This window comes from Dyadobacter sp. HNCC25DJ187 (assembly GCF_056895255.1).
The window spans coordinates 463,167-477,798 of the sequence record NZ_JBXHAT010000002.1; the positions used below are offsets into that span (position 1 = coordinate 463,167).

The following is a 14,632-nucleotide window of genomic DNA, read 5'->3' on the forward strand; positions in this document are numbered from 1 at the left end:
GCTGGTTAGAATTTCAGGTTAAGATTTACACCGAAGGAACGCGTACGAGGCAAACCGATTGACTCAATACCTTGCGCAGCTCCGCTTGTCAAACCTTGCTCAGGGTCAAAATTATCTGTCTTTTTATACAGGATCAACAGGTTGCGCCCTACCAGCGATACGCTGGCAGATTGTACACCTACCGCTTTCAGGAATCCAGCCGGCAAACGGTAAGATAAAATTACCTGACGAAGCTTTACAAAACTGGCATCATGTACAAACAGCTCCGTATATCTGTTCAGGTTGTTGTAGTATGCTGCGCGCAGGTTCGCAACAGGAACTGTATGCGAATATTCAGCACCGCTGGCAGTCACACCTTCCAGAAGCAGTCCGTTTTCACGGCCAGGCAGGGTAGATTTCATCAAACCAAGACGGGTTGCATACACCTCCATCACAGAGAATATCTCCCCGCCGAACTTACCATCTACCAATACATCCAAAGAGAAGTTTTTGTACTTGAATGTGTTTGTAAGCCCCATTGTGTAAGGATGTACACCATTACCCAGATATTGGTTGTTGTCTGTTTGCACAGGAAGGTTTGAATTAGTGTCATAAATAATCCTTCCCTGGGTATCTCTTGCCATGCGGTAACCATAAATCCCGCCGAAAGGCATACCTACCTGGTTATTGATAAATGCATTACCATTGGCCGAGGTACCGATAGAAAATGTAGAGATTCCCTCTGCCAGTTTCAATACTTCACTTTTATTATAGGCAAAATTAAATCCTGCATCCCATGAGAAATTTGCCTTTTTTAAAGGTGTGATCTCCAGTAATAATTCAACCCCTTTATTGCTCAACTCTCCTGAATTCAGGATAGCATTGGTATACCCCGATGCCAGTGAAATAGGAACACTTACAATGTCATTGGTTGATTTTTTATCATATATCGCCGCATCCAGATTCACACGCCCTTTGAACAAACGTGCATTCAAACCAAATTCAATCGTCGTAGAAGTAAATGGCTTCAATGTAGCATTGGTAATCGAAGCTGAGCTTACGTTTTGCAATGGGACTGAACTCGCACTAGGTACCGCACTGTAAGCCAGGTTGATCGCATAAGGATCAGGACCACCGCCACCTACCTGAGCCCATGATCCGCGAAGCTTCAGCACATCAATCGCCCTTGGCATCGTGAAGATATCCGAAAGCATAAGACTACTTGCAAAACTTGGATAGAAAATACTGTTTGCCGTTGGGCTCAAAGTAGAGAACCAGTCCTGACGCCCTGTGGCAGTTACAAACCAGATGCTCTTGTAATCCAAATCCAAAGAACCAAATACAGAGTTCGTTTTGATATTCGTTTCTGTCGGAACAGCCGAAGCAGTAGAAAGATTTGAGTAACTATAAAAGTAAGGAACCGTAAAACCCTGACCTGTAAAATCGTACTGATTGGTTGTAAACTGACGTGCATTAGCTCCCACCATGGCTGACAAACCCACTGACTCTCCGAATTTAGTATTGTAGTTAGCCGTAAGCATGCTGTTGGTTTCCGAAACATCAGATTTAATCCCGTCATACTGCCCCTGAGGTATATATTGTCCGCCTGTTGGCTGAACACTCGTGAAATTGTAGTTATAGAAATCACGTGTGGTAGTGGCTTTTACCGTCAGATTTTTCAGGATATCATAAGACACAGAAGCCTGTCCGATAAAACGGTCTTTAGTATCCTCCTGTTTGAATTTATTAATAAAAAAATAACCATTGGTAACAATACCCGCGTCATTCCAGATCATCTCATTTCCATTCGCATCATGACCCGGCTTCAGCCAGCGTACATCTACTGTATTGGCAACTTCATAAGCCATCCAGTTGGGATTGCCCAGCGCATCACCTGCCACCGGCCTGTTCTTACCCTTTTCACGGTTATACTGAACTACAGCTTCCGCCCTCAAACGATCACTCAGATTTGCAGAAATGTTCAGACTCGCTGTTTTACGGTTATAAGTGTTGGAAGGCAAGACACTTTTAGCATTGAGATCCGCAAGTGAAAGCCGGTACATGATCTTATCACTTCCTCCCGACAACGCCACAGAGTGAGTTGCAGTAGTTCCAGTCTGGTAGAAATTCTTCAGGTTATTCTTCTGTGCCAGATAAGGATGGTTTTGGCCATCGGCAGCCATGTAATTCGTATTACCATCAATTTTGGCTCCGAAGGAACGGCGACCGCTGGCCTGCGCTGCTGCAAGTGTAGTTGGCATCACACCACCGTCGCCTTGTCCGTATTCATATTGAAAATCAGGAAAAACGGAAACGTTCTCCATCGTATAGGTACCGTTGTACTCAACCCCGACCCCCTGCTGCGCTTTTCCTTTTTTGGTTGTGATCAAAATTACACCGTTCGCTCCGCGAGAACCATATAATGCAGCAGCAGCACCACCTTTCAATACCGTCATCGATTCGATATCATCGGGATTGATTGCGGCAATACCATCTCCCCGGTCGGTCCCTGCTTTAGTGCCTAACCCGTTCACAGTTGAGCTTCCACCGGGTACACTGTTATCAATCGGCATACCGTTGATCACATATAAGGGCTGACTGTTACCTGTTAAAGAACCATTTCCACGAATAACGATGCGACTTGAACCTCCGGGTCCGGTAGATAAGCCAGTCGCATTGACTCCGGCTATTTTACCTGTAAGCGCGTTGGCCACGTTGTTTTCACGTGCCTGGGTAAACTGAGATCCACTCACTTCAGTTACTGCATAACCTACCGCTCTAGCATCCTTTTTCATTCCGAGTGCAGTTACGACAACTTCACCCAGCTGCTCTGCATTTTCAGTCAGCTTGATAGATAATGAACTTTGATTTGTTTCTACTTCCGTTTCAATCGTTTCAAAGCCAACACTTCTTACCACCAGAACGATCTTTTTTCCAGCGTAGCTTTCGGGCAAATTAAGTTTAAAATTCCCTTCAACATCAGTAATGACACCGGCATTGGGATTGTCCTTGACAAGCACCGTAGCGCCAATAACCGGCGTAGCATCTTTTGCAGAAATTACCTTACCAGTAATTTCCTCTGCTGCCAAAGCAAACCCCGAAACCTTCATCACCTCCACGCCTTTCCCATGAGCTTCAACTACTCCAAAAAGACCAAAAGCCAACAATCCTGCAATGGAAAGGCCCAATAAGCTCCTGATGTCTTCTGATTGTCGATTTATTTTCATAGATAATTAAGATTTACAAACTTATGTTTTTTGCAAATTATGCAAATATATTTCTGCGTTAACGATACAAACATAGAATATAATTCCAATTTTAACGCATTAATTGCAATAATATTTTTAACAAGGATCACCTAACAGTCAAAATATGATTTAAATTCGCAAAATTTGCATATATCGAGAAGGGTATGGGTTAAAATCTGCATTTTTTATACCTTTGTTTGTTAGCCATCATTTAATGACCCCTCACAACGATGTCAATTAGCCTTTTAAAGAGAGAACGAAAAGACCTGATTCTGAAAGAGATCAACATACATACACGTATTTCCTTGACAGAATTAACGGAGAAGTTGAATGTTTCGGAAGACACTGTACGTCGTGACGTGAATGAACTGGCAGAAGAAGGGGATATCATCAAGATCCGTGGCGGTGCTATGTCCAAGGCATATCACCATAATTCCAACTTAAAAGAAACCTATGCTCACGTACAGAAAGAGATTATTGGGAGTAAGGCATTGACGCTTCTAAAGCCCGGAATGCTTGTTTTGATTGGGGGCGGCACCACAATCCGGGAGCTAGTCAAGCTGATTCCGGATGACTTTTCGGCTACATTCATGACGGTGAATCCGCTCACAGCCGTGGAGTTGCTCGACAAACCTAATATTGAAATTTTGATGATTGGCGGACAAGTTTCCCGTTACAGCCAAATGATGGTGGGCGGTGAAGTACATCAGCGCCTGTCTGAAATAAAAGCGGATCTATGTATTATCGGAACCAACGCCCTCGACACCCAGGGAGGACTCACCGATTCGGACTGGGAGACCGTACAGGTGAAAAAATCAATGATTAAGGCATCTGCAAAAGTTGCGGTTCTTTCCATTTCCGAAAAGCTCAACTCTGTGATGAAAATGAAAGTAGCCGATCTGAAGGAAATCGACTATCTGATTACAGAGCTTCCTGCTGACTCTCCTGTACTTTCTTCATTCAAGAACGGAAAAACAGAGGTATTGTAATAAGCGGTCATCAGCTGGTACTGATTAATGGGCCATTTATTTCCATTGGTACTACCGGCTCTGTACGGACGCCTTTCGGTATAATTCAAAACTTTACCTGTCCCTATTTATCAAAATACAGCGCCCCGAAAAGACAGATACTTTCCCGGGCGCTACGTTTCAAAAAGTATGAGCTGTTTCCCTGTTTATCCTGAGAATTATACTCCATCCGTGGACTGAACCTTATATTAACTTTTCAGTTTCATCTTTGAAGGGCTGATTGTAAAAGCGTTTGCCTTTCATTTTATACAAAGCGTTAGCCACTGCGCCAAACACCGGTGGAAACGGAGGCTCGCCTAATCCTGTTGGATCCAAGTCATTTTGAACAAAATGTACATCAATGCTCTTGGGCACTTCGTTAATGCGGATCATTCGGTAATTATTAAAATTGCTCTTCTGCGGGGCTCCATCTTTAAATGTCAACTCGCCATAAAATGCATTACCGATCCCATCGACTACCGCTCCCTGGACCATGTTTGTTGCGGCATCCGGATTGATCACAATTCCACAATCCATCGCACTATACACGCGCTCAACATAGGGTTGTCCATCCCTGGTAGTCATATCGACAACATGAGCAGCATACGAATTGTGGCAGAAATAAGCGGCCACACCGCGGTTGAATTTATCATTACCTGGTTTCCCCCAGTTGGATTTTTCACGTACCAGTTCCAGAACACCCGCGTACCGGTCTGGTTCGTATTCATTGTTTTTACCTACCGGATTCTCTTTAGCCCTTTTCAAAAGTTCCAACCTGAATTCGATGGGGTCTTTGCCTGCCGCCTCAGCCACTTCATCCAGAAACGACTGCTCTGCTGCTGCGTTGAAATTAGAACGAGGTGCCCGAAATGCGCCTATTGTTATGTTGGATGGAATTTGCCATCCTTCGGCCAGGTAATTGTCTACAGCACCGGCCGGAAAGCGGTTGGCATGTATAGGATGTTCCGGTATACCACCTCCTTTGACGTGAAAAGCAATCAGATTTTTATTGGCATCCAGAGCCGCCCTATAAGTTGCGGTGTACATAGGACGGTAAATACCATAAGTCATATCGTCTTCGCGCGTATACATTAATTTGACAGGCGCTTTAACTTTTCGGGAAATCAGAGCAGCTTCTGAAAGATAATGTCCGTAAGCCCGACGACCAAAGCCGCCACCCATGCGGGTCATTTGTATTTCAATCTTATCTGCGGGAAGATTCAATAGCTTAGCTAGTGTAGGCTCTATCCAGCCCGGAGCCTGCAATGGTCCTGCAAACAGCGCTTTATCGTCAGTCACGTGCGCAAAGAAATTCATGGGCTCCATGCAGTTGTGTGCCAGAAACGGGCCGTTATAGGTGCGCTCTATCACCTTTGCCGCGTTCTTAAAAGCTGTCTCGGGGTCGCCATCTTTTCTCAGTTGCTGAGCTGGCTTTGCGGCAAACTCCTGCATTTGCTGCATTTGTAAGGTGGTGCTTTCCAGTACACCGGGAACAACAACTTCTCTTTTCTTACCATCTCTGCCTGCCATGGTATCTTTCAATTCACCGGCAGGCTCCCAGTTGGCGACTAATTTTTTCCGCGCGTTCAAGACTTCCCAGGTAGAATTTCCGACCACTACCAACAGTTCATTGAACGTCCGCGTGTCAAAACCACCTTGTTCAAAACCGTCCTGATACAATTTAAGTGTAAAAACATCCTTAATACCAGGCATTTTCAGCACTTCCGCGGCCTCAAACGATTTCAGTTTCATTCCAAATGCGGGAGGATGCTGAATCATGGCGATAAGCATCCCGTCAACACTATAATCGAGCCCGAATAGCGGCTTGCCGGATGTGATTTTCTGAGCTTCTACATTTTTTTGGGATTTTCTGACAATTGTAAAATCCTTTGGCGCCTTTAACTGTACTTCTTTTGGTACGGGCACAGTGGCAGCTTTACTGGCCATCTCACCATATTTTGCAGATTTCTCACTGGCATGAGACAACACACCTGCCTTTGTTTTTATCTCACCAACAGGCACGTTCCAGGTCTGTGCGGCCGCTTCTTTAAGCATTTGTCTTGCAGCCGCACCCGCCTGGCGGAGTGGCTTCCAATACATCCTGACAGAATTACTTCCGCCCGTGAACTGGGCCCCCAACTTTGTGTTGTCGTATGGCCCCATTTCAACAGTTACATTTTTCCAGTCTACATCCAGTTCCTCAGCCACGATCATCGGAAGAGATGTCATTACATTCTGCCCGAATTCAGGGTTAGGACAAATGAGTTTAATCTTGTCGTCAGCGGTGATCTGGATATAACCATTCAGCTCCGCCCACTGCTCGGCCAGGTTCAGTGCCTCCACTTTATCAGCCGATTTAAAACCGGATAGCCAACTAACGGTGAGCATCATCCCCCCACCGGACAAGATCGATGCTTTAAGAAAAGAGCGCCTGTCTAAGGCAGTTTTATTGTCGTTCATGATGTTGTTGTTAAAAGGTCACAATCAATTTCCAACGCGCTTCTGCAAAGCCTCGGGATAGCGTTCACCTTGCACCGTAATTGCTGCGGCAGCTTTTTCAATTTGCGTTAAATCCAGCGCAGTAAGTTCGATAGTCGCTCCACCCAGGTTTTCTTCCAGTCTTTGTAACTTCGTTGTGCCTGGAATTGGCACAATCCAGGGCTTTTGAGCCAATAGCCAGGCAAGAGCGATTTGAGCAGGAGTAGCTGGCATTCCTGACTCGCCTTTTTGCTGCGCAATTCTTCCCAGCAGATCAACCATAGCTTGATTCGCCTTTCGGGCATCCGTGGTGAAACGAGGTACGATATTGCGGAAATCGTCTTTTGAAAATTTCGTATTTTCGTCGATTTTACCAGTCAGAAAACCTTTGCCGAGTGGACTGAATGGCAGCAAACCGATCCCCAGCTCTTCCAGTGTCGGCATAATTTCATGTTCTATATCCCGGAACCAGAGTGAGTATTCGCTTTGCAGTGCTGCCACCGGTTGCACTGCATGTGCTCGTCGGATGGTTTGTGGGCCAGCTTCAGAGAGACCGAAATATTTTACTTTTTCAGACTCGATTAACTCCTTCACGGTGCCGACAACATCTTCAATTGGCACCTCAGGATCTACCCGGTGCTGGTATAAAAGGTCAATACGATAGGTTCTCAGACGTTTGAGAGACCATTCGACAAATGCTTTGATGGTCTCCGGTTTGCTATCGAGTCCTGCTTTTGAGTTGCCGCCTTCAAAACCAAATTTTGTCGCGATCACTACCTGATCACGAAATGGCTCCAGAGCCTCTCCCAGCAACTGCTCGTTTTCAAATGGACCGTAGGCCTCAGCCGTATCAAAAAAAGTTACGCCTTTCTCAAATGCAGTTCTCAGTAATGTTATTGCATCTTTCTTATCAGCAGCAGGCCCGTATCCAAAATTCAATCCCATGCAACCCAAACCTAGTGCTGATACCTCCAGACCACTTTTCCCTAATGCTCTTTTTTCCATTGTTTTTTTCTATACTATTATACCTGTTGATGATAACTTCGCGTGTTATTTTTTCGGGGCATACGCACCGTTTTCCAGCCAGGTTATCCATGCCTTTTTAAACTCCGCATGTGTTACAGGTGGTAATGTCCTTCCCTCTCCTGGGTTCCAACCTGCAAGCACTAGTCCGTCGTCTGCATGCTCAATCAACTTTTTAATGTCCTTATTGCCGTTTTTCTTTTTGTCAACGAGCTGTTTTGCCAACTCATGCGCACTCTTCCCTTCAAAAACCATTTTCATAGCAGCGGGCGGCAAATGCCAATCAGGATTGCCAGGGGGCGTGTGCAGGCCAGGCGTGTTGGTTTCCTGATGACAGTTTGAACATTTCATAGCGTAAACTCCTTTTCCATCCACCCCACGTTTTGGCCCCATGGCATGCAGGTGGCTGTCATCACCTTGCAACGGTATATCACCAGCAGGGTGGCAATTCATACATCTGGGACTCATGAGCGTTATATAGACTGTCTCAAAAGCTTTTACAGATCTGATGCTATCGCGGTCAATCAGGTTAATCTTGTTTTCTGTTGGCGGCTCTTTTTCACCTCTGAATGCCGAAGTGCTTACAGCAATAATAAATAAGAGTATAGACAGCAAAAGGGCTGTCTTGATAGAAAGGAAGTTACCCTTTCCGGTTGTCGGATCTCGCTCCATAACAAGCAGGATTAAGGTTGATGAAACTAACTCTTGGAGGAAGATTTTTTCGGCATTTCAGCGGCTCTATGAATGGCCTGACGGATTCTCAGATAAGTCCCACAACGGCAAATGTTGCCTGCCATTGCATCGTCGATATCCTGATCAGTAGGGTTTGCTTTTTCACGAAGCAAAACCACTGCGGACATAATCTGTCCTGAATGGCAATAACCACATTGTGGCACGTCAATTTCCTGCCAGGCTTTCTGTACCGGGTGCGAGTTGGTTTCCGACAAACCTTCAATCGTGACCACCTTCTTCTCTACTGCGCGGCTTACTTTGGTAACACAGGAACGGACTGCTTCTCCATCCAGATGAACTACGCAGGCGCCGCACTGTGCAACACCGCAACCATACTTGGTGCCTTTCAAACCAGCCAGGTCCCGGATGGCCCAAAGGAGCGGCATTTGAGGATCAGCTTCAAGCGGATATTCTTTTTTGTTAATGTTTAATGTGATTTTTGCCATGGTGAATAGTGTTTAACCCTGATGGTAATATATAGTATTTTTTACTTGCTTACAGATTTCTGGCTGCTTAATACTTCTTTTAAAACTGCATTTGCTGCTTTTGTTTTTTCATTACCTATGGTTGGGGCTATGACTGCTATAAATTCCTGTAACTGAGAAGCCGACCAACCTACATGCAGTGAAATATTCAAATGACTTTTCAGCATTGGTTCTGCCTCACCAATGGCACTGATTACAGAAATGGTCACCAATTCTCTTTGTGCATAGTTTAACACATCTCTTTCAAAGATATCAGCGAACAAATGTTCCTTCAGAAAGGCATCCATCATCGGAGCAAATGCCGAGTAGCCCGAAAGTTTGTCGGGTTGGGGCGTTCCTGTCAGTTCTGTTAATATTTTTTTGCCACGTTCGTATTTGCTGCTATCAACCGGGACAGGCGACGTTTCCCGGCCGATGTCATCATTAATGCCTTTCGATTTCCTTTCTTCAACTACCTCCATAAAGGTTTGCAACCCACGGATGCTTCTGGGAAAACCACAGTTAGGCATAGGTATGCACTAATACTTCTTTGATCTCATTGACCGTCAAACCTAAGTCAAGCGCGGCGATGAGCTGTTTCTTTAATTCCGGGATTAAGCCGTGTGCTGTAAGGGAAGATATAGTAATGATGCTTTTTTCTTTTGAACCTAGCCCATCTTTGGAAATCGGTACATGCTGCGCTTTCAAACTATTTGCTATCATTAAAACACCTAAAATGCTTATCATCAAGCTACTTTTCATCTTCATTGCATTTGACTTATGGAAAGTACCGACCACAGTTTTTTTGTAACCATCATATCATTTTGAGCTTCTGCAGCCACTTTTTAACATCCTCTTCTGTTCGCTGTGCTTGCTCATCCCTAATCATCAGTAGCTGTCCGTCTCTTTCCAGTCCACCTCTGGTAGAATATCCCTCGAGTATTTTACTATCAGGACAAAGTTCCCGCACTGTTTCAAATGCACTTCCAATACCGTACCCACCATTGGTATTAAAAGGAATAACCGTTTTGCCACCCATATCGTATTGCTTCAAAAAACTTTTCACAGGTGGTGGTAATTGCATACCCCAGGTCGGAAAGCCAATAAATACTATATCGTAATTCTGAATGCTGTCGATTTTTGTTTTTAATGATGGAAGAAAACCTGTTTCGTTTTCCATTGCGACCTGTGCAACGGTTGTCTGGTAATGCTGAGGATACGGATTTTCTAATTCAATGGCTACGAGCTTGCCTCCAACCTGTTTGTGAATGATCTTGGCAACTGCTTTTGTATTATTTGTTCTTGATAGATACACGATCAATATCTTAGCAGAATCCATCTCTGGCTTGGCCGGTGCATCAAAACGATCCGTCTGCGAAGGTGAACAAGCCGAAATCAGGCATAGAAATGCCAGCAGCAAATTTGTCATAAACGTGTCATTTTTCTCAATGCTTAATTACATGCGTATCCCGAACACTGCTGAATGTCAGGACCAGCATTTTCCAGTCCTTATCCTGCTTGGTATAAACCTCAGTGACCGTGAATTCCGTATTCGCTTCATTCCCCCTCACCATTGCCGATAGTGTGATTCTGCTCTAAACGATGGCCGTGTTACCCACCATCTCAACGGCAACATCATGTACATCAGCCTTCTTATACCAGATGCTTCCGGATTTAATAATTTCAAGTTCTTCTTCCTTTTTCCAGGTTCCGCTCATATGGACGAATTTCGACTTGTCATCAAAAAGTGTAGCCAGTTTGTCTACATTCTTATCAGCCATCCACTGCCATTTATCTTTAGAAAGTGAAATGATTTTTTGCTCTTCACTGACTGCATTTTGAGCCATGGCGGAATGAGTATTTACAGTCAGAAAACATACTCCCAAAATGAATGCTTTAAGCAACGACTGATCCATGATCTGATTTTGCATTGTATTGATGATTCATATATTTACCTTATTGAAATTCGCTCTCTTCTGATGTACTGCATTTTATCCCTGATGCAAAGTTCTGTTATTTGACGGGTAGTGATCGTATACATATTCCTGATATATCTACCAATATTCCTGATTTGGAAGATAGCCGTACCAAGATCGTAGTGAAATCAGTAATTTTACATCATTCAAAAATATGTAATTATGGAAGACCTGATTCGGTTTGATTCTGTCGATCAATACAATGCATTTAATCAGCAGGAAACTTTGCACCCGCTGGTGACAGTAATAGATCTTTCAACAGCCAATCCCAGACGGAAGGCGAGCCAGTATATGGGCTGCTACGGCATATTTTTGAAAGACGTCGTATGCGGAGATTTGCGTTATGGAAAAGAATGTTATGATTACCAGGAAGGTACGCTTGTCTTCATGTCTCCCGGCCAGGTTTTCACTGTAGAAAATGACGGGGAGCTTTACCAGCCGAAAGGACATGCACTGGTTTTCCACCCTGATCTGTTACTTGGAACCTCGCTGAATGCGAAAATGAATGAGTTTTCATTCTTTGGTTATCAGGTCAACGAAGCACTGCATTTATCACAGCGTGAAAGGCAGATTGTGATGGATTGCTTTGATAAGATCAGATATGAACTGCAACACGCCATTGATAAGCACAGCAGAAAGCTTATTGTCGCTAACATTGAGTTGTTTTTAGACTACTGCGTACGCTTTTACGACAGGCAGTTCATTACCCGGGATACGATCCACAGAGGGGTACTTTCGCAGTTTGAAAGCCTTTTGGGCAGCTATTTTACGTCAGATAAACCGCAAACCATTGGACTGCCTTCTGTTGCTTACTGCGCTGACGAGCTAAACTTATCTGCTAAGTACTTTGGTGATCTGATTAAAAAGGAAACCGGTCAAACAGCCCAGGAATACATTCAGGCGAAGGTCATTGAAGCAGCCAAAGAAAAAATATTTGCCGGCCGTAAGTCAGTCAGTGAGATTGCCTTTGAACTTGGTTTTAAATATCCCCAGCATTTCAGCAGGCTATTTAAACAGCGCGTGGGCCAGTCACCAAATGAATATCGAATGCTCAGCGATCCGAATTAATTCATGATACTAACTCCAACTGATGAAAAACGCACTGAGTTTAGTGAAAATGACGATGATTTGCCCCCTGTTTATGTTCAGCTTTGGCGTAATCGCACAGCATAATCTTCAAACGAAAAATGATCAGCAATCCATCTTCCCTAAAGGGCAAAAAGCATCGCCGGCCAATTTCACAGGTACCGCATGGGTATTCCCGCTGATACAGGCAGACAGCGTTTTCAATATCCCGGTTTCAAATGTTACGTTTGAACCCGGCGCAAGATCGCATTGGCACAGCCACGGAGGCGGACAGGCACTGATCGCCATTGAGGGTATTGGCTATTATCAGGAAAAAGGCAAACCTATTCAAGTTCTTAAAAAAGGAGATACAGTAAAATGCCCTCCCAATACTCCACATTGGCATGGAGCATCACCCGAAGTTGGGTTTACCCAGATCGCAGTAACACCAAATGTGGCAGCGGGCGCGTAACCTGGTTACAGCCAGTAACCAATGAGGAATACAATAGCAAGAAATAAACAGACCTAATCCTGTTATTGCTGGTTTGAATCTGAGGATAAACGATGTATGGTTGCAGTTCACACCCTTTTATCCGCTGTGAAAAGATATAAAGCGTTAGCACAACTTTTTGAATAACCTCATCTGACATATACAGCAACCATTACTCAAAAGAATTCGCTGAGAAGCCCCGCTGATAGAAATTCAAATCCGCTACCGTATGCACAGTCAAAACCGGAAAGAAGATTTGTATTTTCATATTGATTATAATGCGGGCTATGACGCGTTCAGAAGTGGACCCTGGCAACTGTGGATTTGAGCGCTTCGTGTAGCCACAGTCAGTCAATAATGTGGATTATTGTACACGCAACAATCGGATTTCATTAGCAGCAAATAGTAGATGTGGCCGGTTAAAATTCCATCGTCTTACCTGGTAACCAACCAAGGACATAAAGTCAATATCTGCTGTAAACTTAAAATGATATTAAAACAAGTTAAAGGTATCATTAGAATCCGCAAACACTTCTCAACCACTAAAAATCCACTTTACTGCGTTGTAAAGATCGTCACTGAAAGACACATCGTCATCATGTAAATTGCTTCCACAGGCTTGTAAAGCAGCGATGCCTATTACTTTTTATACACGTTTTGGTTTATGCCAAACTGCGATTTGAATCGCTGTCAACGACCCATGATTTGGAATAAATATATCATTTGGCTTACGGCTTGATATTTTAATATTCCAATTTGCGAGATTTCTGTTCACGTGACTGAGTCCCGCTTTGACCATCAATCTTTATATGCTTAAACTTCATCAGAATCAGAAAAGTATCGGACTTGCAGCATCCCTGTTATCGCTTGTCCTCATTATCGGTCTATTGTATACACTGCAGAGTGTATTAGTACCACTCATGTTTTCAATACTGCTTGCCATCTCATTGTATCCGGTTACCCGGTTTATTGAAAAATACAAAGTCAACAGGGTTACGGCTTCGCTCCTATCGGTTATTATCGCGATTATATTGATTGGCGGATTGATCTGGTTTATCGTTCATCAGGTATTGATTATCGGATCAAGCGGCAATGAGTGGCAATCTCGCTTCATGCATATACTCGACACAATCCAAAACTGGGTTACGGCACGATTCGGCATTGAAGAAGGGCAAATTACACAGCAAATTACTACGTTTACCAATCGGGCGGTGTCCAATGCAGGTGTTATTGTCGGAGCAGCATTTGGCTCAGTAGGAAGTATACTCGCAGGTGTTGTGATCGTACCTCTTTTCACATTCTTTCTTTTATACTACCGGGATTTTTTCAGAGAATTTTTCTTTCACGCCTTTACCTCAACATCGAAAGATCTGGTGAGTGAGGTATTGGATAGAATATACTATGTTGTTCAAAGCTATCTGGTTGGACTTGTTACGGTCATGGGCATCGTCGCCATTCTGAACACCGTCGGATTGCTCGTGCTTGGCATTCCCTATGCATGGTTCTTTGGTATACTTGCCTCGCTACTGATGCTGCTCCCTTACATCGGTATCGCAATCGGATCCATACTGCCAGCGGTATTTGCTCTTGCCACAAAGGACAGCGCATGGTATGCTATAGGTGTGATAGGCTGGTTTCAGGTAGTACAATTTCTTGAAGGCAATTTCCTTACGCCCAACATCGTAGGCGGGAAAGTCAGCATCAATCCGCTGATGGCGTTGATAGGATTGCTGTTAGGCGGTATGCTGTTCGGTCTGGCAGGATTGATACTGGCCATTCCTATGATTGCAGTTTTGAAAGTTGTTTTTGACGCAATTCCCTCCATGAAGGCTTTTGGCTTCTTAATCGGTGAACCTGAGCAATATCACTTGAAAAGATTTTCAGGTAAAATTATCATGAAGCGATGGAAGATTAGTCCTCCAAGCACCACAACCGATAGCTAATTATAGCCGATAAATAAAAGGAAAGTGATTGAAAGCGTTTCAAAACGGTAACAGTAGGGAGTTATTAAGGTATTACAATGATGCAAATCAAATGATTAAATGGACTTATTCGTACGTTGCGGTCATATCGGAGGTGGCTGTTCATGGAAGTGATATTTAATATTTTATTACCGGGTTTGGCTTTACAAGTTGTGGTCATCCCCAAACAATACACGTTTTGTTAATGA

12 protein-coding genes and 1 pseudogene are annotated in these 14,632 nt (G+C 44.0%); 4 read left to right on the forward strand and 9 right to left on the reverse strand.

The window, feature by feature from the left end; translation table 11 throughout:
- Positions 1-5: 5 nt before the first annotated feature.
- On the reverse strand, positions 6-3,206 hold the full coding sequence (locus AC1XUE_RS12985; protein WP_483356406.1) for a SusC/RagA family TonB-linked outer membrane protein: 3,201 nt from the start codon (positions 3,204-3,206) through the stop codon (positions 6-8).
- A gap of 251 nt (positions 3,207-3,457) precedes the next feature.
- On the opposite strand from AC1XUE_RS12985, the gene AC1XUE_RS12990 reads away from it, so the two are divergent.
- A complete protein-coding gene (locus AC1XUE_RS12990) occupies positions 3,458-4,216 on the forward strand; it encodes a DeoR/GlpR family DNA-binding transcription regulator (RefSeq protein WP_483356407.1) in 759 nt (252 codons plus the stop codon).
- A 222-nt stretch (positions 4,217-4,438) separates the two neighbouring features.
- Here the strand turns inward: AC1XUE_RS12990 and AC1XUE_RS12995 are convergent, their stop codons facing one another.
- The 8 genes and pseudogenes from AC1XUE_RS12995 to AC1XUE_RS13030 form a co-directional block, all read right to left on the reverse strand.
- Positions 4,439-6,694 carry a xanthine dehydrogenase family protein molybdopterin-binding subunit gene (locus AC1XUE_RS12995; RefSeq protein WP_483356408.1) on the reverse strand — a complete coding sequence of 752 codons (2,256 nt, stop codon included), beginning with the start codon at positions 6,692-6,694 and terminating at the stop codon, positions 4,439-4,441.
- Between the two features lie 24 nt (positions 6,695-6,718).
- Positions 6,719-7,717, reverse strand: a complete 999-nt coding sequence (locus tag AC1XUE_RS13000) for an aldo/keto reductase (protein ID WP_483356409.1) — start codon at positions 7,715-7,717, stop codon at positions 6,719-6,721.
- A gap of 45 nt (positions 7,718-7,762) precedes the next feature.
- Positions 7,763-8,407 carry a hypothetical protein gene (locus AC1XUE_RS13005; RefSeq protein ID WP_483356410.1) on the reverse strand — a complete coding sequence of 215 codons (645 nt, stop codon included), beginning with the start codon at positions 8,405-8,407 and terminating at the stop codon, positions 7,763-7,765.
- Positions 8,408-8,433: 26 nt separating this feature from the next.
- Positions 8,434-8,913 (reverse strand): (2Fe-2S)-binding protein, encoded by a 480-nt coding sequence (locus AC1XUE_RS13010; RefSeq protein ID WP_483356411.1) that lies wholly within the window; start codon positions 8,911-8,913, stop codon positions 8,434-8,436.
- 41 nt (positions 8,914-8,954) lie between these two features.
- Positions 8,955-9,413 carry a carboxymuconolactone decarboxylase family protein gene (locus AC1XUE_RS13015; protein WP_483356412.1) on the reverse strand — a complete coding sequence of 153 codons (459 nt, stop codon included), beginning with the start codon at positions 9,411-9,413 and terminating at the stop codon, positions 8,955-8,957.
- 40 nt (positions 9,414-9,453) lie between these two features.
- Positions 9,454-9,693: a carboxymuconolactone decarboxylase family protein gene (locus tag AC1XUE_RS13020; protein ID WP_483356413.1), complete on the reverse strand. Its 240-nt coding sequence runs from the start codon at positions 9,691-9,693 to the stop codon at positions 9,454-9,456.
- A gap of 52 nt (positions 9,694-9,745) precedes the next feature.
- Entirely contained in the window at positions 9,746-10,360 is a 615-nt protein-coding gene (locus tag AC1XUE_RS13025) for a flavodoxin (protein ID WP_483356414.1), read from the reverse strand.
- 16 nt (positions 10,361-10,376) lie between these two features.
- A pseudogene (locus AC1XUE_RS13030) lies at positions 10,377-10,778 on the reverse strand (nuclear transport factor 2 family protein).
- Between the two features lie 291 nt (positions 10,779-11,069).
- On the opposite strand from AC1XUE_RS13030, the gene AC1XUE_RS13035 reads away from it, so the two are divergent.
- From AC1XUE_RS13035 to AC1XUE_RS13045, 3 genes are all read left to right on the forward strand, one after another.
- Entirely contained in the window at positions 11,070-11,975 is a 906-nt protein-coding gene (locus tag AC1XUE_RS13035; RefSeq protein ID WP_483356415.1) for a helix-turn-helix domain-containing protein, read from the forward strand.
- Between the two features lie 22 nt (positions 11,976-11,997).
- The gene (locus AC1XUE_RS13040) at positions 11,998-12,444 is read left to right on the forward strand and encodes a cupin domain-containing protein (RefSeq protein WP_483356416.1); all 447 of its coding nucleotides are present in this window, start codon (positions 11,998-12,000) and stop codon (positions 12,442-12,444) included.
- Positions 12,445-13,271: 827 nt separating this feature from the next.
- Positions 13,272-14,405: an AI-2E family transporter gene (locus AC1XUE_RS13045; RefSeq protein ID WP_483356417.1), complete on the forward strand. Its 1,134-nt coding sequence runs from the start codon at positions 13,272-13,274 to the stop codon at positions 14,403-14,405.
- The last annotated feature ends 227 nt before the right edge of the window (positions 14,406-14,632 follow it).

Excerpts from the sequence above, each read along its gene's own strand:
- AC1XUE_RS13010 (WP_483356411.1), bottom strand. The coding sequence starts at position 8,913 with ATGGCAAAAATCACATTAAACATTAACAAAAAAGAATATCCGCTTGAA.
- AC1XUE_RS12990 (WP_483356407.1), top strand. The coding sequence starts at position 3,458 with ATGTCAATTAGCCTTTTAAAGAGAGAACGAAAAGACCTGATTCTGAAA.
- AC1XUE_RS13045 (WP_483356417.1), top strand. The coding sequence starts at position 13,272 with ATGCTTAAACTTCATCAGAATCAGAAAAGTATCGGACTTGCAGCATCC.
- AC1XUE_RS12995 (WP_483356408.1), bottom strand. The coding sequence starts at position 6,694 with ATGAACGACAATAAAACTGCCTTAGACAGGCGCTCTTTTCTTAAAGCA.
- AC1XUE_RS13035 (WP_483356415.1), top strand. The coding sequence starts at position 11,070 with ATGGAAGACCTGATTCGGTTTGATTCTGTCGATCAATACAATGCATTT.
- AC1XUE_RS13015 (WP_483356412.1), bottom strand. The coding sequence starts at position 9,413 with ATGGAGGTAGTTGAAGAAAGGAAATCGAAAGGCATTAATGATGACATC.
- AC1XUE_RS13040 (WP_483356416.1), top strand. The coding sequence starts at position 11,998 with ATGAAAAACGCACTGAGTTTAGTGAAAATGACGATGATTTGCCCCCTG.
- AC1XUE_RS13020 (WP_483356413.1), bottom strand. The coding sequence starts at position 9,693 with ATGAAAAGTAGCTTGATGATAAGCATTTTAGGTGTTTTAATGATAGCA.
- AC1XUE_RS13005 (WP_483356410.1), bottom strand. The coding sequence starts at position 8,407 with ATGGAGCGAGATCCGACAACCGGAAAGGGTAACTTCCTTTCTATCAAG.
- AC1XUE_RS12985 (WP_483356406.1), bottom strand. The coding sequence starts at position 3,206 with ATGAAAATAAATCGACAATCAGAAGACATCAGGAGCTTATTGGGCCTT.
- AC1XUE_RS13025 (WP_483356414.1), bottom strand. The coding sequence starts at position 10,360 with ATGACAAATTTGCTGCTGGCATTTCTATGCCTGATTTCGGCTTGTTCA.
- AC1XUE_RS13000 (WP_483356409.1), bottom strand. The coding sequence starts at position 7,717 with ATGGAAAAAAGAGCATTAGGGAAAAGTGGTCTGGAGGTATCAGCACTA.